The sequence below is a fragment of the Aggregatibacter actinomycetemcomitans DSM 8324 genome (assembly GCF_000372365.1).
GTDB classification, from domain to species: domain Bacteria; phylum Pseudomonadota; class Gammaproteobacteria; order Enterobacterales; family Pasteurellaceae; genus Aggregatibacter; species Aggregatibacter actinomycetemcomitans.
This window is the reverse complement of sequence record NZ_AQUU01000008.1, coordinates 84,034-103,052: the sequence shown is the minus strand read 5'-3', so window position 1 is coordinate 103,052 and position 19,019 is coordinate 84,034. Positions and strand designations below refer to the sequence as shown.

Below are 19,019 nucleotides of genomic sequence, written 5' to 3'. Positions count from 1 at the left end.
GCTCGATCAAAGTGCGGTCATTTTTTTCGGTGTTTTTAATTACCAGTATTGATTGATTTGTTCGCGGATGGCTTCGGCGGTAGCTTTGCCGTTTTCGCCCACTAATGCGCGGCCTGCGATGAAGGCTTTGGCGTTTTTGATGTCTTTGAATAAATGAATGTCTTTTGGCACGATGCCGCCGGTGATGGAGAGTTCAAGCCCTAAAACCGATAATTGCTTCATGAGCTCCACGTCTTCCGCTGTCCAACCTTTGCCGGCAAGTTCGGCATCCCGTGAGCGGTGGTAAATGGCTTGCGTCACACCCAACGCAACCCAGTCTTTGGCGTCATCTAATGTCCAGTTGCCGTAAATTTCGATTTGGATTTCTTTTTTCACTTTGAGGTCCGGGTGCTCTGCGTTGAATTCGTCGGCAACTTTTTTGCATGCTGCTTTGGTGGCCGGGTGGGCGGCGGCGGAGACGGTGAGCCAGTCGGCACCGGCTTCAAATGCCATTTTGGCTAAAATGGCGCCGCCGTCGGTGGTTTTTAAATCGCATACGATAATGTGATTCGGGTGAAGGGCGCGTAGGGTGGACACCGCTTTCATGCCTTCGGCGCAGGCAAGAATGGTGCCCACTTCAATAATTTCCACTAAATTTTCCGCTTGTTTGGCGTCGGACACGGCTTTTTCTAAGCTCAGTGCATCTAAGGCGATTTGAAGTAATGGTTTGTTCATTTTTGTTTTCCTCTGTCAATTTTCATTCATAAAAGTGCGGTTGATTTTGACGACGTTTTTCAACCGTGCATTTGGATTAAGCATTCAGTGTGGCATCAATTACGGCAAGCACCTCTTCCGTAGTTTTGCAATCCAGGAATTTTTGGATGTTCACACCGTCATCGCTGTTGGGATCGTCGAAGATTTGGGTGATTTCCATAATGCCTTCCATGTGGGAATTGGAATCGCTGCCGGCAAGAGTGAGTAGCACGGAAATGGATTCGCCGTCGAGATCTACCGGAACGCTTAATGTGGTTAAGCCGAATGCGGTTTTAATTACACCTTCTTCCGGGCGGGCGTGCGGCATGGCAAGCCCCGGGGCGAGAACGATATAAGGCCCGAACTTTTTGATGTTGTTGACAATATTGTCATAATAACGCGGTTCTATGGCACCTGAAGCGACCAGTAAATCCGTACCGATTTTAATGGCTTCTTCCCAGTTGGATGCAGATTGGTTGAGTCTGATGGAATTATTTTCGATAAGGGATTCTTTTAGCATGACGTTACTCCTTTTGATACCTAACTTCCCCTACAGCGTAGGGGAAGTCAGTGATTAGGCAGAATGATGTTTATTGATTAACTCGACCAATTCATCGCCGAAAGAGTTAGGGTTAAGCATATTTTGCACGCCGAGTACGGCTTTGCCTTCGCCCACTTCAATTTCGCCGGCTAAGTGTTTGGATGCAACGATAATATCCACTTCGTTGAGTTTACCTTTATAGTCGGTCACTGCGCAGGAATCCATAATATTTGGAATGCCACGTTTGTCCAGATAACCTTTGATCTTCATTTTCATCATCATAGAAGAACCTTGACCGGAACCGCATACGGCTAAGATACGAATCGGGCACTCACCGCTTTGTTCGGCAGGTTGCGCTTCACGTTGTATTTCGGTCACCGGTTCGTCGTCTAAGTTGTAACCGTCCATTTGCTCCAAGGTTTTGCCTGCAGCAGCGGCAGCAGCTTCGTCGGCACGCAATTTTTTAGAAGCGAAGAACATATAAACCAAGGAAAGGGCGACGATAACAAAGAAGAAGAACGGAATGCTCACAATACCTTGCAAAACAGGTGGGAATAATAACGCCCAGTCCGCCATACCCATCCAACCGTTGAAGGTAGTGCCTTGGGTTGCTAAGAGTTGAATAACCCAGGCGGAACCTAATACTTCAATGATCCCCATCACGAAACAGATTTTCATGACCGCTTTCCAGCCGCCGAAGTGGTTGGCGAAGACGCCGATGGTGGCGTTAGAGAAGAACATCGGGATAAAGCCCGGAATGATTAAAATCGGTGCGCTGAAGCCGAGCAGGATACCTACCGCCACGAATTGACCGATGGCACCCCACATGAAACCGAATACCATGGCGTTAGGGGAGAAGGCGTAAATCGCTGCACAGTCAATGGCGAGTACCGCATTTGGAATCACCCGTTCGGAAATCCCCTTAAAGGCTTCCGATAATTCGGCGACGAACATACGCACACCCATAACGATAATTTGAATGGCGACGGCGAATTTTAAACCGGTTTCCAAAATGTAAATTGACCAGTGAGTTTTGCCCGCCATGGTTTGCAGATTATCCAGTCCGAAGGAAAGTAAAATAATCCCGAAGAAGACGGACATAACAATAGCGGTGGCGGAGATGCTGTCGTGGAAAATATGTAACCATTTCGGTAAATCCATGTGATCCACGTTGTCATTTTTATCACCCAGTTTCGGTGCGATTTTGGTGGCAATCCATGAGGCGACCTGTTGTTGGTGACCAATGGAGAAGCCCGCACCGCCGGTAACTGATTGGGTTGCTTTATACATAATGTTAGAGGAAATCCCCCAATATAATGCCATGATGACTGCTGTATAAACGATGGTTTCCCACATGGAAGCACCGATGATCATATAGAACACCGCAACCAAACCCGCCTGCTGGAACATGATATGGCCGGTAAGCATGATGGTACGAATACCGGTAAAGCGTCTGAATACCACTAATAAAATGTTCAATGCCAGTGCCAATAATACGGCATAGCCGACCCAACCGTAGTTATCTCCCATGGTTTGGATGGTCGCCTGCATGCTGGTGTAAGGGTCAATGACTGCACCGGTTAAATTATGGAACTTTGCCAGATTTTCAATAATTGGTTTAAAACCGGCAACCAATGTGGCCGCCCCCACTTGTACCAACATAAAGCCCACGATGGTTTTAATCGTGCCTTTGATAATAGTTGCTGTGTCTTTTCTTAACAGAATATAACCGATACAGGCTACGATACCGAGCAGTAAGGGCGCTTTAGATAGGATCTGTTCGTTGATCCACATGAAGATTTCCATGGTAATGCTCCTTGAAATGTAGAGTTAATATAAATATTCATGCGTAAATTTCGTTTGTTGGCGGCGGATAATAAATATTTATAATGATTTTTCAAAGATGTTTTTTGATAAAATGTGAGCAATGTCACGATTTATTTTATTTAAATACTTATGTGTGATTAGAAATTTCGAATCAAGAGTTGGCGTTGTTATCTAAGGTTAAAATGTTAGCTAAGTCTGGAATTTAATAAATTTTTAACATATTTTAATAGAAAAATTTAAAAAAAAAGATTCCATTAATGAAAATGATTGTTTATGATTATAAATGATTAAATTATTCTACTAAACCTAAAAAAAGGAGTTATTGTATGGCTAAAGTTAATGAAATCACCCGTGAAAGTTGGATCCTTTCTACTTTTCCTGAATGGGGCACTTGGTTAAATGAAGAAATTGAGAACGAAGTTGTTCCCGAGGGCAATTTTGCCATGTGGTGGTTAGGTTGTGTCGGTGTGTGGATAAAAACCCCCGCGGGCGCCAATATTTGCATGGACTTATGGTGCAATCGTGGTAAGAGTACTAAAAAAGTAAAAGACATGGTGCGCGGTCACCAAATGGCGAACATGGCAGGCGTGCGTAAATTACAACCGAACCTGCGTGCCCAGCCAATGGTTTTGGATCCGTTTGCCATTAACGAAGTGGATTTCATTTTAGCCTCCCATTATCACAGCGATCATATTGATGTAAACGTTGCGGCGGCAATCGTAAATAACCCGAAATTGGATCATGTGAAATTTGTTGGTCCATGGCATTGCGCCGAATTATGGAAAAATTGGGGTGTACCGGAAGAACGCATCATTATCGTTAAACCGGGTGATATGGTGAAATTAAAAGATGTCGAAATTTACGCCTTGGATTCTTTCGACCGCACTTGCCTGGTGACATTGCCGGTTGAAGGTGCGGAAGAACAAGGCGGTGAATTAAAAGGGCTTTGCCCGTCTGATGAAGAAATGGGACGTAAAGCGGTGAACTATGTGTTCAAAACACCGGGCGGTAATATTTACCATGGTGCAGATTCGCATTATTCCATTCAATTCGCCAAGCACGGTAAAGATTTCGATATTGATGTGGCACTGAATAACTATGGTGAAAATCCGGTGGGGATTGCCGATAAAATGACTTCAATTGATTTACTCCGTATGGCAGAATGTTTGCGTACCAATGTTATCATTCCTGTTCATCACGACATTTGGACCAACTTTATGGCGAGTACCGATGAAATTCTTGCGCTATGGCGTATGCGTAAAGATCGTTTGCAGTATAAATTCCATCCGTTTATCTGGGAAGTCGGCGGTAAATATGTGTACCCGCGTGATAAAGATTTGATTGAATATCATCATCCGCGCGGTTTTGATGATTGCTTTGAGCAGGAACCGAACATCCAGTTTAAATCCATGCTTTAAGTTAAATAAAATATTGCCGTCGCTTTTTAGCGGCGGCAATTCTCAGGCAGTTCATTAGGTTATGGATGTAGGAAATGAAAAGGAAAACATAATGAACGAACGTTATCGTCATAATCAAATATTAGATTTACTGAAAGAGCGAACCCTTCTTTCGACCAACGAAATTATCGATACCTTTAACATCTCGCCGGCAACAGCACGTCGCGATATTAATAAATTAAATGCGCAAGGGTTGCTTAGAAAAGTCCGTAACGGCGCCGAATACCTTGCCCTTAACGGTAAACAATATGCGCAGCCCCGTGTTGTTAATAATGCCGAAGAAAAACAACGCATTGCCGAAGCCGCAGCAAAACTTTGTGAAAACGGGCAAAGCGTCGTACTGACTTGCGGCACCACCATGCAAATGCTGGCGGATAGCCTGTGCGGATGCAATGTACAGATCATTACCAACTATTTGCCTTTGGCTAATTTCCTCATTGAACATAATCATGACGATGTCGTGATTATGGGCGGTCAATATAATAAAAATAAAGCGGTGACTTTATCCCTGAATTCCACTAACGAACCGGCTTATGCCGCCAATATTATGTTTACCAGCGGTAAAGGCATGACCACAGACGGCTTATACAAAACAGATATGATTATTGCCAATTCGGAACAGCATATTTTACCTAAGGTCAGCAAACTGGTTGCTTTGGTTGACAGTTCAAAGCTCGGACGCGAAATGGGCATGCTGTTTAGCGAATTGAAAGATATTGATTTACTGGTGACCGGAAAAGAGGCCGATCCAAAGATTATTCAAGAATTAAAAGACAAAGGATTAGAAGTTATTCTTGCCTGATGTGGCGTTTACTGCTGATCCATAAGTAAAGGAGTGTATTGTGAGAAAACATAAATTGGGTATTTATGAAAAAGCCCTGCCGAAAAATATTAGCTGGCAGGATCGCTTGTCCATCGCCAAAGCCTGCGGTTTTGATTTTGTCGAAATTTCTATCGATGAAAGCGATGAGCGTTTGGCGCGTTTGGATTGGAGCGAAAAAGAACGCATTCAGTTGGTGAAAGCCATTATCAAAACCGGCGTTACCATTCCTTCTATGTGTCTTTCCGGGCATCGTCGTTTTCCTTTCGGCAGCCGTGACGAAGCAACCCGCGCAAAAGCTTATGAAATCATGGAAAAAGCCGTTAAATTAGCCGTCGATTTAGGTATTCGCACCATTCAGTTGGCGGGTTATGACGTGTATTACGAAGAGCAGGACGAAGGCACTATTCAGCGCTTCCAAGAAGGCTTGCAATGGGCGGTGGAATTGGCGGCAAGTAATCAAGTGACCATTGCGGTAGAAATTATGGATACCCAATTTATGAGCTCCATCAGTCGCTGGAAAAAATGGGATGACCTTATCAAATCGCCGTGGTTCACTGTGTATCCGGATCTCGGCAATTTAAGTGCGTGGAATGACAACGTCGCGAAAGAATTGAAGCTGGGCATCGACAAAATCTCCGCCATTCATTTGAAAGACACTTATAAAGTTACCGACACCTGCAAAGGGCAATTCCGTGACGTGCCGTTCGGTGACGGTTGTGTGGATTTTGTTGCCTGTTTCAGAACATTGGCAGAATTGAATTATCGCGGCGCATTTTTAATTGAAATGTGGACGGAAAAAGCGGAAGAACCGATTGCGGAAATTATTAACGCCCGCCGTTGGATTGAACAAAAAATGAAAGAAGGTGGTTTTCCATGTTAGAAACACTTAAAGAAAAAGTCTTAAAAGCAAATCTGGCGTTATCGAAATACAATTTGGTGACTTTCACTTGGGGCAACGTTTCCGCCATTGATCGCGAAAAAAATCTGGTGGTGATAAAACCTTCCGGCGTGGAATACGATGTCATGACCGCCGAAGATATGGTGGTAGTGGATTTATTCACCGGCAAAGTGGTAGAAGGCAGCAAAAAACCGTCTTCCGACACGCCGACCCACTTGGAATTGTATCGCGAGTTCCCGACCATCGGCGGCATCGTGCACACCCATTCCCGCCACGCTACCATCTGGTCACAAGCGGGCGAAGATCTTATCGCCGCAGGCACTACCCATGCCGACTATTTCTATGGTTCCATTCCTTGCACCCGCAAAATGACCCCGGCGGAAATTCAAGGCGAGTATGAATTAGAAACCGGCAAAGTTATCGTGGAGACCTTCCGCAAACGCGGCATCGATCCGAAAGACGTACCTGCCGTATTGGTGCATTCCCACGGCCCATTCGCGTGGGGAACGGACGCCGACAACGCCGTGCATAATGCGGTGGTGCTGGAAGAAATCGGCTACATGAACCTGTTCAGCCGCCAACTCCGCCCGAACCTACAACCGATGCAACAAGAATTACTGGATAAACATTATCTACGCAAACACGGTAAAAATGCTTATTACGGGCAGTAATCAACCGTATTAAAATCCATCTTAAAAACCGACCGCATTTTGATCTTCCCGATCAAAGTGCGGTTATTTTTTCCAGCGTTTTTTAGCCCACTACAAACGGCAAATAACCCGCGCGGATGGCGAAGGGGATGGAGGTGATGATCACGCCCAGGACCAACGCCACCGCCAGTGTTAAATTGCCACCCAAGACTTTATATGGCAGGTTCGGGTGGATTTTGCGCGCTTTCCACACGAGGGCGACCGGTAGGACGACGGCGTAAAAGGCGAACATTTGTCCGGCGTAGCCTAAGGCTAAAATGAAGCCTTGCGGGTAGAACAGGGTGAAAACGATGGGCGGAATGAACGTGAGTAAACCCAAAGAGAAGCGCCTGGTGTGAACATTAAATGAGCGTTTTAACAAGTCTTCTATACATTCCAATAAGCCGATGCCGACACCTAAAAATGAGGTGATGAGTGCTAGGGTAGAGAAGATTTTCACCGCGTTTGCCATGATGCTGCTTTGTGTGATGGTTAAGGTGGCGGTGACCAAACCGTTCAGCGTAGGATCTTGTTGTAAGACTTGTAAAAACGCGTTTTGGGTCAGCAAGCCGTGGGTGGAAAGTTGCCATAAAATGTAGGCGAATAAGGTGATGCCCGAGCCGACTAAAATGGAGATTCTTAGGGCTTTTACATTGCCGCCGAGGTATTTGTTCAGGCTTGGAATGGAGCCATGGAAGCCGAATGCGGTGAAAAACACCGGGCCGGCGGAAATGATGAGGGCGTTATCAATAGGCATTGCCATTAAGTTATCCAGTTTGATTTCCGGCAACATGAGCGCCAATACCACGATGAATGTGCCGATCATAGTGAAAAATAACAAACGGTTGATTTTATCGACGCTGTGCGTGCCGATGACGATAAACATACCGAAGAAAAGGGTGAAGATTAATACGGCGATTTTGCCGGTGGTGTCTTTGTCGGCGATGGTCGGTAGGGTGTCAGCCAATAAGGAACCGCCGCCACTGATGTAAGCGGCGATGAGGGCGTATAAGAAAATGATTAATACGGCGGTGGCGATAATGCGTCCCGGTCGACCGAAATATTGTTCGGCAAGGGTGCCGATGCCGGCGTCGCTCGGGGCGGTTTGGTAAAGTTCGACGAATAACAGCGCGGTAAAGGTGAGTAATCCCCACAAGCCTAATAATAAAAGTAAAGTGAAACTAAATCCGATGCCGGCGGAGGTGAGCGGCATTGCCAGCATGCCGGCGCCAATCATGGTTCCTGCCACTAACAGCGTACTTCCTACGGTTTTGTTCATAGATTTTCCTTATTGTGTATTTAAAAGTTGACGGAGATTGTATTTTAAATTTTACATTCTGTAAAACAAAGATCGTGATATAAGCCGCAAAATCTTAATTTTAGGTGAAATTTATGGGGCGGATTGAGTATAGTAAAAATTTTCATTCCGCTGTAAGGGGTTCCGCCATGACATTACTCAATTACTTTCAGGATTTAGACACATTACACATCAACACCGCAACACGCCTATTTTATTCCCCATGCCAATGACCAAAGTGCGGTGGAAAATCCAAGAGAATTTTACGATTATTTTATGGTGTTGAACGGGCAATTCGTGGGTTATAGCCAAATCAGCCATTGCACCTCTGAATTTGATGTAACGAATTATTTACAGTTAGACGAGAATATCCTCGATATTATCGTGCTGAAATGGTGTGACGGCAGTTATTTGGAGGAACAGGATAAATTCCGTATGTCGGGGATTTTTCGTGATGTTTATCTGCTGTAACGGGATGCGCAGTATTTTTCATTAAAACGGAACCGTGGGAGGATTTCAGTGAAGCGAAAATCTCGGAGGAATGTAGCTTTTCCGATGGTGCGGCGCATGAAGTTCAGTGATAATTATTTGACCCGCGCGTTTGGTGGCGGAAAATTATTGTTCGGGGTTTGAGCAAATTATTCTAACGGAACAAATTGCACTATTTTTTTATCATGCAGAAAAATCTAAATGTTTTTTCCACCGCACTTTTTTATTAAGCGAAATTAATCAATATCGCCAAACTGTTCGGCCATTAAGGCCTCAAAATCGGTGCAACCGCCGATCGGCTTGTCACCAATCAGAACCTGCGGCACGGTTTGCACCGGCTTGCCGATGATGTTGGCGATGTCTTCTTTGCTCATGCCTTGCTCGATGATGTCGATGTAACGATAATCAAAATTTTCCACAGTATTTTTTAATTTTTCCGCTAAGGTTTTGGCGCGAACGCAATAAGGGCAGCTTAGGCGACCATAAATTGTAACGAACATAATGTTTCCTTTTGAGTGAATTTGTGCTGATTTTAAGGATTCGCGAAAAAACAATAAAGTGTTTTTCGGCATTCTTGTAATTAGTGTAAGATATGGCGAGTTTAATGTGCTACACAAGGAATTTTTATGTCTGAGAAAAAATATACCTCCGAAACCTTAGATTGTATTTTAGCCCACCGTTCTATTCGCCGTTTTACCGATGAGCCTGTTGATGACAATATTATCGACCGTTTGGTGAATGCGGCGCGTTTTGCTTCTACGTCCAACCATTTGCAATGTGTTTCCATCGTGCGTATTACCGATCAGGCGATTCGTGAGCAAATGATGGTGTACAGCTCCAATCAGGAGTATGTGAAATCCGCGCCTGAATTTTGGGTATTCTGCGTCGATTTTAATAAGCATAAACAAATTTGCCCGACGGCGCAGCTGGATTATGCGGAAGTGTTGCTGATCGGCGCGGTGGACACCGGCATTATGTCGCAAAACGTGCTGTTGGCGGCGGAAAGTTTAGGATTAGGCGGGGTGTATATCGGATCCTTGCGTAATGAAATGGAAGCAGTGGGCAAATTGCTCAATCTGCCGGAACATTGCCTGCCGATGGTGGGAATGTGTTTGGGCTATCCGGATCAGGATCCGCCGAGCAAGCCACGCCTGCCGAAAGAAACCCTGTTTTTTGAAAACCGTTATCAGCCGTTGGATACCACCAAACTGGACGAATATAACGCGACGGTTGCTGACTATTATTGTCAGCGCAGCAACATTGACATGGATTGGTCGCGCAATGTGATAAAAAGTTTGGATAAGCCGATTCGTCCGAACGTATTGGCTTATTTGCAGCAACAGGGCTTTATTAAAAAATAATTTTGTATGAAATTCTTAATGTTGTGCCGTGAGCCGCGTTTATATAGCTGTCAACGGCTCAAGGATGCGGCAGAGGAAAACGGGCACCAAATGGATATTTTGGATCCGAATCGTTGCCTGATAAAACTCCAAAAAAATCCACCGCACTTTGTGTTGTATTATCAAGCGGACGCGGAGAGTGAGGCGCAGCTTTTGCCACATTATGACGCGGTGTTGCCCCGCTTCGGCACCACCAGTATGCTTATGGGCTGTCGCGTGTTGCATTATTTCCAAGCGCAAGGCGTTCCTTGTTTGAATAACGTCGATGCCTTTCGCAACGCCCGCGATAAATGGCTTAGTCTGCAAATGTTGCTGCAACAAGGTGTTGCGGTGCCGGATTCTTTGCTCGCCGGCATTGAAGTCAATGCTAATCATGCGGTGCAACACATCGGCGCGCCAACCATTTTGAAAACCTTGAGCGGTTCTCAGGGCATCGGCGTGATTCTGGCGGAGCGAACAAAAAGTGCGGTCAGTATTTTGGAAACTTTAAAACAAGCGGACGTGCCGGTGTTGTTGCAGGAATTTGTGGCAGAAGCCGACGGCACGGATGTACGCTGTTTTGTGATTGGCGGACGGGTGGTTGCCGCCATGCAACGGGTCGGGCAAAACGGTGAATTTCGCGCCAATTGTCATCGTGGCGCGACAGCAGAAAAAGTGGTGTTGACCGAACAGGAAAAGCAAATCGCCTTGCGTGCGACCAACGCGCTCGGCTTAGATGTTGCCGGTGTGGATTTGATTCGCTCGGCGAAAGGCCCGTTGGTGTTGGAAGTGAATGCCAGCCCGGGGCTTGAAATGATTGAGAAAACCAGCGGTATTAATATCGCGTTACAAATGATTTTATATTTAGAGCAGAAAATCCGTAATCAAGTTGGAGTAATAAAATGATTATTTATTTACACGGTTTTGATTCCGATAACTTTGTAATCATGAAAAAGTGATGCAATTAAAATTTATTGACGACGATGTGCGTTTTGTGAATTGCAGCACCCTGCATCCACGTCACGACATGACGTTTTTGCTCAATGAAGTGCATAATTGGTGTCTCAATCTAAAGAAGAAAACCCACTCATTTGCGGTGTTGGCTTGGTGGTTATTGGGCGGAACGTATCGGCTTTTTATGTGGCATTAAGCAAGCGATTTTTAACCCGAATTTATTCCTGTAGGGAAACATGACAGGCAGTTAACTGAATTCCGGATCTTGATCCTGAAATTGAAAATTCGGCGGCAGTTGCGGGCTGGCGTCATCTTCGCCCAGCGGATCCACTTCCGGCATGCGTTTAAACTTCTCCGGTGAGTTTGCATTTTTTTCTTTGCCCAGTAACTGCGGTTGTAATTGAATAAAGTTGCTGTTCGGCGACAACCAAATGCTAATCAGCGCTTGTGCAAATTGCGGTTCGAATTCATGATCCAAAATGGTGTCGTTTAAAATGAAGTAACTTTTTTCCGGCAGGGCGACAAAACGCAAAATGTCGTTAGGTGAGAAGTCGGGAAAAAGCTGCTGCATTTGCTTCAACCACAAATCGCCTTGCGCTTTATCCACGTTGAGATGTTCCATTTCTTTCGCCAGGCTGATGGCAAAATTTTTGCCTTCAATGGGTTTTTCGTATTTAAAGGAAAGCATAAACGGCAACTGATTGGCTTCATAAGCCCCGTTTTCCGTTTCTAACTCGATGGTATAAACGAGGAACGGACCCCAGTTATAATCGGCGTTTCCGACATTGAGCCAGTGCGCCGAAAGTGCGGTAGGAAATAAAGTTAAAATGAATAACAGCGATTTTAATTTCATAAAAAGTCCGTCATAAAAATTTATGTGGGCGATTATAGCAAAAAAGACGGGAAATTGATCCCGCCTTTCTTCATTATTAATGGTTTAATTTAATGTGTAAGCCTTATTTTAAGCTGCCCACCATATCTTCCGGACGCACCCATTTGTCGAAGTCTTCGGCGGAAACCAAACCGAGGTTAATGGCTTCTTCACGCAAGGTGGTACCGTTTTTGTGTGCGGTTTTTGCGATTTTCGCCGCATTTTCGTAGCCGATATGGGTATTAAGTGCGGTCACCAACATCAATGAATTTTCAAGTTGTTGTTTAATGCGCAGATAGTTCGGCTCGATACCGGTTGCGCAGTGTTCGTCGAAGGAAACGCAGGCGTCTGCCAATAATTGGGCGGATTGCAGGAAGTTGGCGATCATCACCGGGTTGAACACGTTCAATTGGAAATGACCTTGTGAACCGACGAACGAGATGGTGGTGTCGTTACCGAACACTTGCGCGCACACCATGGTCATGGCTTCGCATTGGGTCGGATTCACTTTACCCGGCATGATGGAAGAGCCCGGTTCATTTTCCGGAATTAAGATTTCGCCGATACCGGAACGCGGACCGGATGCCAATAAACGAATGTCGTTGGCGATTTTGAACAAGCTCATGGCTAATTGACGTAATGCACCGTGGGTTTCCACGATGGCATCATGCGCCGCCAAGGCTTCGAATTTGTTTTCGGCAGTGATGAACGGCAAACCGGTAAATTTCGCGATGTATTCCGCCACTTTCACGTCATAACCTTTCGGTGTATTCAACCCCGTACCCACAGCAGTACCGCCGAGGGCTAATTGACGCAAATGCGGCAGGGTATTTTTCAACGCGATTAAACCGAAGTGCAATTGCGCCGCATAAGCGGAGAATTCCTGACCTAATGTGAGCGGGGTTGCGTCCATTAAATGCGTACGACCGATTTTCACCACATCTTTGAAGGCTTCGGATTTTGCCGCGAAGGTTTTTTGCAAACGTTCTACTGCAGGAATGGTAGTTTCTACCACTTTTTTGTAAGCCGCAATGTGCATTGCTGTCGGGAAGGTGTCGTTGGAGGATTGGGATTTATTCACATCGTCATTCGGGTGAATGATGGATTTTTCGCCTAATTTACCGCCGTGTAAAACGTGTGCGCGGTTTGCCACCACTTCGTTCACGTTCATGTTGGATTGCGTACCGGAGCCGGTTTGCCAGATAACCAACGGGAATTGATCGTCTAATTTGTTGGCTAAAATTTCATCGCAGGCTTGCGCGATCAAATCGCGTTTTTCCGCAGGCAATACGCCGAGATCCGCATTGGCAACCGCCGCCGCTTTTTTCAAATAACCAAAGGCTTCGATAATTTCATGTGGCATAGATGCCGCAGGACCGATTTTAAAATTATTGCGGGAACGTTCGGTTTGTGCAGCCCAATATTTGTCTGCCGGAACTTGAGCTTCACCCATAGTGTCTTTTTCAATGCGAAATGCCATTGTGATTACCTCTTAATGATTAACAAGATTAACCAGATTCTAGCACTGGTAAACGAATCTATGAACCGAAATTACAAACAGAAAAACGGTTTTGTGACCTAGATCATAAAGTGCGGTTCGCTTGCAAAACGTTTCGGAAATTAACATTTTCTATTTGAGCTGATTTCCGCTAAAATCTTGCGACTCATTTTTCATATTTAGGGCTTTATATGCCAAAAAATGCGCAATTCTACCTGCTTTCCGATGCCTCTCCCGCACAGACGAATTTGTCTGCGGTGGAAAGCCTTGCCTGCAATTTGGCGGCGTCCGCCTGGCGTTTGGGAAAACGGGTTCTGTTGGCGTGTGAAAATGAAGCGCAGGCGCTCAATATTGATGAAGCCCTTTGGCAACGGGAACCGGACGAATTCGTCCCGCACAACCTTTCCGGCGAAGCCACCACGTATGCCACGCCCATCGAAATCAGCTGGACGGGCAAACGCAACGCACAAAGCCGCGATTTGCTGATTAATTTACAACCGCAGCTGCCGGAATTCATCAACAGCTTTAACCAAATTATCGATTTCGTACCCGCCGAAGAACAACAAAAAGCTTTAGCGCGGGAACGTTATAAACAATTGAGGCAGTTGGGCTGGGAATTGAGTACGGAGCAGGCGGGGTAGAAGGTCGTAAAAACTCTGAAAAAAATGACCGCACTTTTATGAACGACATCACTTTTTATCAATGTTTCCAAGATGATATTCTCGCCGGACGAAAAACCATCACCATTCGGGATAAATCCGAAAGCCACTTTAAAGCCGGTGATATTTTACGTGTCGGGCGGTTTTAAGATGATGAATATTTCTGCACAATTGAAGTGTTAAGTGTTTCACCGATTACCCTTGATGAACTGACGGAACAACACGCGAAACAAGAAAATATGACGTTGGCGGAGTTGAAAGAGGTGATTAGTGAGATTTATCTGAGTAAAAAAAAGTTTTTCATAATTACATTTAATCAAATATAAGGTTCAAAAATGAAAGTTGTTATTCTAATTTTGGCTATATTTCTTTCATTTATTTTTTAAAGTAAAAGAAACAAGAAGAAAAATAAAATTTTCACTACTTATCAACCGCAAGAATTTTCAGAGAAAGAGAAGGAAAATATACGACAAAAACTAATTCTATCTACAGATTTCAAAACAATACCAATAATGAATAAAAGTGAGTTTAATATATTCAAATCACTAACAGATCTATTGAATGATGAAAAGTATAAGGGAAAAAATTTTAGACTATTCTCTCAAGTTGGACTTGGTGGCATTATAAATACAAAGACACCTTATAAATCAGCTTCTCAAAATGAGAAAAATGCTTTTTTGGCAATAAATTCATTAAGAGCTGATTTTATTATTGTAGATTGTTTGGGTTATCCTGTAGTACTAATTGAATATAATGGTTACGGACATAATATAGAAAATCCTGCTTATCGAGATATTCGCAAACAATATGCTTGTCAACAGGTTAATTTACCTTTAGTTATCTTTTATTTTAAAGATGATAAGAACGCAGCGATTGAAGAGAATAATAGAAAATTAGAAGAAGTTTCAAGAATTTTGCTTTCTCATACTGTTAGAAAATAATTCCATAAAGTGCAACTTGCTGCACTGTTCTCATTTTAATCAAAAGGTGCACCAAATTGCACCCTACCAAAGAGAAAATATAAATGACACAAAAATTCGAAATGGCAGACCGTTTTAATCCGTCTGCGGTAGAGCAAGCCCTTTATCAACACTGGGAAGAAAGCGGTTATTTTAAACCGTCGGAAGAGGCGAATGCGCCGAGTTATTCTATTGCCATTCCGCCGCCGAATGTGACGGGGAGTCTGCACATGGGGCACGCGTTCCAGCAAACCTTGATGGATACCTTAATTCGTTTTAACCGCATGGAAGGACATAATACCCTCTGGCAAGCGGGAACCGACCATGCGGGCATTGCAACCCAGATGGTGGTGGAGCGCAAAATTGCCGCGGAAGAAAATAAAACCCGTCATGATTATGGTCGTGAGGCCTTTATCGACAAAATTTGGGAATGGAAAGCGCAATCCGGCGGCACCATTAGTCAACAGATTCGCCGCTTGGGTAACTCCGTGGACTGGACGCGTGAGCGCTTCACGATGGATGACGGTCTTTCCGACGCGGTGAAGGAAGTGTTTGTGCGTTTACACGAAGAAGGCTTGATTTATCGCGGCAAGCGTTTAGTGAACTGGGATCCGAAACTGCACACCGCCATTTCTGATCTGGAAGTGGAAAACAAAGAATCCAAAGGCAGCCTGTGGCATTTCCGTTATCCGCTGGCGAACGGTGCGAAAACCGCAGACGGAAAAGATTATTTAGTGGTGGCGACCACCCGTCCGGAAACCATGTTGGGCGATACTGCCGTTGCCGTTCACCCGGAAGATGAACGTTATCAGTCTTTAATCGGCAAAACCGTTGTACTGCCGCTGGCAAATCGTGAAGTTCCTATTATTGCCGATGATTATGTGGATCGTGAGTTCGGTACGGGCGTGGTGAAAATTACCCCGGCGCACGATTTCAATGACTACGAGGTGGGTAAGCGCCATCAGTTGCCGATGGTCAATGTATTGACGCTGAACGCGGATATTCGTGATGAAGCGGAAATTATCGGCACCGATGGTAAGCCTATGGCGGGCTATGAAGCGCTTATTCCGGCAGATTATCGTGGCTTGGAACGTTTCGCCGCGCGGAAGAAAATCGTGGTGGATTTTGAAGCCCTTGGTCTTCTTGATGAAATCAAACCGCACGATTTGAAGGTGCCTTACGGCGATCGCGGCGGCGTGCCGATTGAGCCGATGCTGACCGACCAATGGTATGTGAGCGTGAAACCGCTCGCCGAAGTAGCGATTAAAGCGGTGGAAGACGGCGAAATTCAATTTGTGCCGAAACAATACGAAAACCTGTATTTCTCTTGGATGCGTGACATTCAGGATTGGTGTATTTCCCGCCAACTTTGGTGGGGACACCGCATTCCGGCGTGGTATGACGCGGAAGGCAACATTTATGTGGCGCGCAGTGAAGCGGAAGTGCGGTCAAAATATCAGTTAAATCCTGATGTGGCACTTAAACAAGATGAAGACGTGCTGGACACTTGGTTCTCCTCCGGTTTATGGACGTTCTCCACGCTCGGCTGGCCGCAACAAACCAAAGAATTGAAAATGTTCCATTCAACGGATGTGCTGATTACCGGTTTTGACATTATTTTCTTCTGGGTGGCGCGCATGATTATGTTCACCATGCACTTCATCAAAGACGAAAACGGCAAGCCGCAAGTGCCGTTCAAAACCGTGTATGTGACGGGCTTGATTCGTGACGAAAACGGGCAAAAAATGTCGAAATCCAAAGGCAACGTGATTGACCCGTTAGACATGATTGACGGCATCAGCCTTGAAGATTTGGTGGCAAAACGCACCGGCAACATGATGCAACCGCAATTAGCGGAGAAAATCGCCAAATCCACCCGCAAAGAATTCTCGGAAGGCATTGTGGCGCACGGCACCGACGCCTTACGTTTCACCCTCGCCGCCCTTGCAACGAACGGTCGCGACATTAACTGGGATATGAAACGTTTGGAAGGCTACCGCAACTTCTGCAACAAATTGTGGAACGCCAGCCGCTTCGTGCTTACCAATGAAAAGCTGGATTTAAGCCAAGGCGAAATTGAATTTTCCGTTGCCGATCGTTGGATTCAATCGGAATTCAATCGCACTGTGGAAACCTTCCGCAACGCATTAAGCCAATTCCGTTTTGACTTATGTGCCACCGCGCTTTATGAATTCACTTGGAACCAATTCTGTGACTGGTATTTGGAACTCACCAAGCCGGTATTCGCAAACGGCAACCAAGCGCAAATTCGCGCGGCAAGCCAGACCTTGGTGCATGTGTTAGAGAAATTACTGCGTTTAGCGCACCCGGTTATTCCATTCATTACCGAAGAAATCTGGCAGAAAGTGAAAGGTTTCGTCGGCATTGACGCCGACAGCATTATGTTGCAGCCGTTCCCGCAAGTGGACATGACGGCGTTTGATGTGGACGCGGAAGCCGAAATCGCATGGTTGAAAGAGGTCATCGTCGCCGTACGTAATATTCGCGCCGAATGCAACATTGCGCCGAGCAAAGGTTTGGATTTGTTATTCCGTAATATTCCGGCGGACGAGCAAAAAATACTGGAAAAACAGACCGCACTTTTAACAGCCATGGCGAAGTTGGATAACGTTAGTGTGCTTAAGGAAGGCGAACAAGCCCCGTTAGCGGTGGCAAAACTAGTCGGCAACACCGAGCTTCTCGTGCCGCTGGTGGGCTTCATCAACAAAGATGCCGAGCTTGCCCGTTTGACCAAAGAGATTGAAAAATACCAAAACGAAGTCAAACGCATCGAAAGCAAACTCAGCAACGACGCCTTCGTCGCCAAAGCCCCGGAAGCCGTCATCGCCAAAGAACGCGAAAAAATGGCCGAATACCAATCCGGATTGGAAAAAATCCGTGAGCAGTATAAGGTGATTGAGGCGTTGTAGTTGAAGAATTATGTCCCTTCTGTTTATTTTCAGAAGGGATATTTTTTATTGTGAAGGATGAGAATAATGAAAGATATTTATTTTGGAAAAATATACCCTTTAGAAAAACATATATCTTTAACAAATAAACCTTCGTTATGTAAACAACAAATTAAATTTTTGAATCCTCTTTTATTACAAACTACGTTTACGGAAGACAATTTTGAACAATATGATCTTAAAGTAACTTTTTTCCAAGGAAATCGATTTGCTCAAACCTTGCATTTCTGTTCTTACTCTCCGAATAAACTATTTGATACTAAAGCAGAATTAAATGCAGTACTTTTTGATAAATTAGATAGAAAAGAAAGTTTAGGAAGTGTTGTTATTGCATCAGGTGTAATTCCTTCGGAAGAAAGCTTAGTCATAAAAAATTCTTCTTGGTTTATCCGTAGTTCTGATACGTTAGATAAAAATGAATTTTTCCATTTGAGCAATGAGTGGCGTGCAATAGATGGCCGAGGTATGGCTATTTTTGAATCTTTTGGTACGGTGACAAATGCTTATAGGCAAGTGTTTTTAATTATGTTGGCTTTAGCATATTACAGCGCGTTACATAAAATTAGCGAAGAGTTAGCAAATGTTTTGGCTAAGCCGAATAATATTCAAGAGTTGGATAAGTTGTATACTGAAGCAGCAATTTTTAATGCGCGTTATTATTTTGATAATCCAATTGAGTTTTCTCGTTATCCGACATTTCGTGCTTGGGAACATATACGAGAGGCATATCATCTTAGAGATAAAAACAATGAGGTTACTTCTCAGTTGGCACAGGTCCACCAAATATTGAGTTATACTCAACAAAAAGCAGAACAGTGTATTAATGAAAAACGTAATTGGAGGTTAGGATTAATCGGGGTTATTTTAGCCGGTGCAGGACTGATTGAGGTTATAGATATACTTATTCAATGGTTGTCTTAGCCGAACTTCAGGCAAAGCCATTCGTTCTCGCAATTATGGGAAAGATTAAGTTGCTC

Annotated in this window: 18 protein-coding genes and 2 pseudogenes; 13 read left to right on the top strand and 7 right to left on the bottom strand. The window is 44.7% G+C overall.

Features of this window, described 5'->3' with window-relative positions:
• Positions 1–39: 39 nt before the first annotated feature.
• From A3CS_RS0106055 to A3CS_RS0106045, 3 genes are all read right to left on the bottom strand, one after another.
• On the bottom strand, positions 40–714 hold the full coding sequence (locus A3CS_RS0106055) for a 3-keto-L-gulonate-6-phosphate decarboxylase UlaD (RefSeq protein ID WP_005545293.1): 675 nt from the start codon (positions 712–714) through the stop codon (positions 40–42).
• Positions 715–790: 76 nt separating this feature from the next.
• Positions 791–1,252, bottom strand: coding sequence for a PTS sugar transporter subunit IIA (locus tag A3CS_RS0106050; RefSeq protein WP_005545291.1), 462 nt, complete (start codon positions 1,250–1,252; stop codon positions 791–793).
• A 54-nt stretch (positions 1,253–1,306) separates the two neighbouring features.
• Positions 1,307–3,079: a PTS ascorbate-specific subunit IIBC gene (locus tag A3CS_RS0106045; protein ID WP_005545289.1), complete on the bottom strand. Its 1,773-nt coding sequence runs from the start codon at positions 3,077–3,079 to the stop codon at positions 1,307–1,309.
• 347 nt (positions 3,080–3,426) lie between these two features.
• On the opposite strand from A3CS_RS0106045, the gene ulaG reads away from it, so the two are divergent.
• The 4 genes from ulaG to araD all read left to right on the top strand — a co-directional run bounded on the left by ulaG (position 3,427) and on the right by araD (position 6,949).
• Positions 3,427–4,518, top strand: a complete 1,092-nt coding sequence (gene ulaG, locus A3CS_RS0106040; RefSeq protein WP_005541905.1) for an L-ascorbate 6-phosphate lactonase — start codon at positions 3,427–3,429, stop codon at positions 4,516–4,518.
• 91 nt (positions 4,519–4,609) lie between these two features.
• Positions 4,610–5,359 carry an HTH-type transcriptional regulator UlaR gene (ulaR, locus tag A3CS_RS0106035; RefSeq protein ID WP_005545287.1) on the top strand — a complete coding sequence of 250 codons (750 nt, stop codon included), beginning with the start codon at positions 4,610–4,612 and terminating at the stop codon, positions 5,357–5,359.
• Between the two features lie 40 nt (positions 5,360–5,399).
• Positions 5,400–6,260, top strand: coding sequence for an L-ribulose-5-phosphate 3-epimerase (locus A3CS_RS0106030; RefSeq protein WP_005573669.1), 861 nt, complete (start codon positions 5,400–5,402; stop codon positions 6,258–6,260).
• The gene (gene araD, locus A3CS_RS0106025; protein WP_005545282.1) at positions 6,254–6,949 is read left to right on the top strand and encodes an L-ribulose-5-phosphate 4-epimerase; all 696 of its coding nucleotides are present in this window, start codon (positions 6,254–6,256) and stop codon (positions 6,947–6,949) included. The genes A3CS_RS0106030 and araD overlap by 7 nt, the downstream gene beginning before the upstream one ends.
• A gap of 82 nt (positions 6,950–7,031) precedes the next feature.
• Here araD and A3CS_RS0106020 read toward each other — a convergent pair whose 3' ends face one another.
• Positions 7,032–8,246 (bottom strand): aromatic amino acid transporter, encoded by a 1,215-nt coding sequence (locus A3CS_RS0106020; protein ID WP_005545280.1) that lies wholly within the window; start codon positions 8,244–8,246, stop codon positions 7,032–7,034.
• A gap of 261 nt (positions 8,247–8,507) precedes the next feature.
• On the opposite strand from A3CS_RS0106020, the gene A3CS_RS0106015 reads away from it, so the two are divergent.
• Positions 8,508–8,735, top strand: coding sequence for a sugar-binding domain-containing protein (locus A3CS_RS0106015; protein WP_005567402.1), 228 nt, complete (start codon positions 8,508–8,510; stop codon positions 8,733–8,735).
• A 254-nt stretch (positions 8,736–8,989) separates the two neighbouring features.
• Here A3CS_RS0106015 and A3CS_RS0106010 read toward each other — a convergent pair whose 3' ends face one another.
• On the bottom strand, positions 8,990–9,253 hold the full coding sequence (locus A3CS_RS0106010) for a GrxA family glutaredoxin (RefSeq protein ID WP_005545275.1): 264 nt from the start codon (positions 9,251–9,253) through the stop codon (positions 8,990–8,992).
• Between the two features lie 126 nt (positions 9,254–9,379).
• Here A3CS_RS0106010 and nfsA point away from each other — a divergent pair, with 126 nt between their 5' ends.
• The 3 genes and pseudogenes from nfsA to A3CS_RS0105995 all read left to right on the top strand — a co-directional run.
• Positions 9,380–10,114, top strand: coding sequence for an oxygen-insensitive NADPH nitroreductase (gene nfsA, locus A3CS_RS0106005; protein ID WP_005545273.1), 735 nt, complete (start codon positions 9,380–9,382; stop codon positions 10,112–10,114).
• Positions 10,115–10,120: 6 nt separating this feature from the next.
• Entirely contained in the window at positions 10,121–11,038 is a 918-nt protein-coding gene (locus tag A3CS_RS0106000; protein WP_005545271.1) for an ATP-grasp domain-containing protein, read from the top strand.
• Positions 11,035–11,310, top strand: a pseudogene (locus A3CS_RS0105995) (YqiA/YcfP family alpha/beta fold hydrolase); the annotation flags it as partial. The gene A3CS_RS0106000 and the pseudogene A3CS_RS0105995, both read left to right, overlap by 4 nt.
• A gap of 23 nt (positions 11,311–11,333) precedes the next feature.
• On the opposite strand, the gene A3CS_RS0105990 reads toward A3CS_RS0105995, so the two are convergent.
• Positions 11,334–11,939: a hypothetical protein gene (locus A3CS_RS0105990; RefSeq protein WP_005545269.1), complete on the bottom strand. Its 606-nt coding sequence runs from the start codon at positions 11,937–11,939 to the stop codon at positions 11,334–11,336.
• A gap of 103 nt (positions 11,940–12,042) precedes the next feature.
• On the bottom strand, positions 12,043–13,437 hold the full coding sequence (fumC, locus tag A3CS_RS0105985) for a class II fumarate hydratase (RefSeq protein ID WP_019518327.1): 1,395 nt from the start codon (positions 13,435–13,437) through the stop codon (positions 12,043–12,045).
• 209 nt (positions 13,438–13,646) lie between these two features.
• Here fumC and A3CS_RS0105980 point away from each other — a divergent pair, with 209 nt between their 5' ends.
• The 5 genes and pseudogenes from A3CS_RS0105980 to A3CS_RS0105960 all read left to right on the top strand — a co-directional run bounded on the left by A3CS_RS0105980 (position 13,647) and on the right by A3CS_RS0105960 (position 18,963).
• The gene (locus A3CS_RS0105980) at positions 13,647–14,096 is read left to right on the top strand and encodes a DNA polymerase III subunit chi (protein WP_005545265.1); all 450 of its coding nucleotides are present in this window, start codon (positions 13,647–13,649) and stop codon (positions 14,094–14,096) included.
• Between the two features lie 38 nt (positions 14,097–14,134).
• Positions 14,135–14,440, top strand: a pseudogene (gene yqfB, locus A3CS_RS1000000111865) (N(4)-acetylcytidine aminohydrolase).
• A 186-nt stretch (positions 14,441–14,626) separates the two neighbouring features.
• Positions 14,627–15,055, top strand: coding sequence for a DUF2726 domain-containing protein (locus A3CS_RS1000000111525; protein WP_019518326.1), 429 nt, complete (start codon positions 14,627–14,629; stop codon positions 15,053–15,055).
• An 83-nt stretch (positions 15,056–15,138) separates the two neighbouring features.
• Positions 15,139–18,003: a valine--tRNA ligase gene (locus A3CS_RS0105965; protein WP_019518325.1), complete on the top strand. Its 2,865-nt coding sequence runs from the start codon at positions 15,139–15,141 to the stop codon at positions 18,001–18,003.
• A gap of 66 nt (positions 18,004–18,069) precedes the next feature.
• A complete protein-coding gene (locus A3CS_RS0105960) occupies positions 18,070–18,963 on the top strand; it encodes a hypothetical protein (protein WP_005545804.1) in 894 nt (297 codons plus the stop codon).
• Positions 18,964–19,019: the final 56 nt, after the last annotated feature.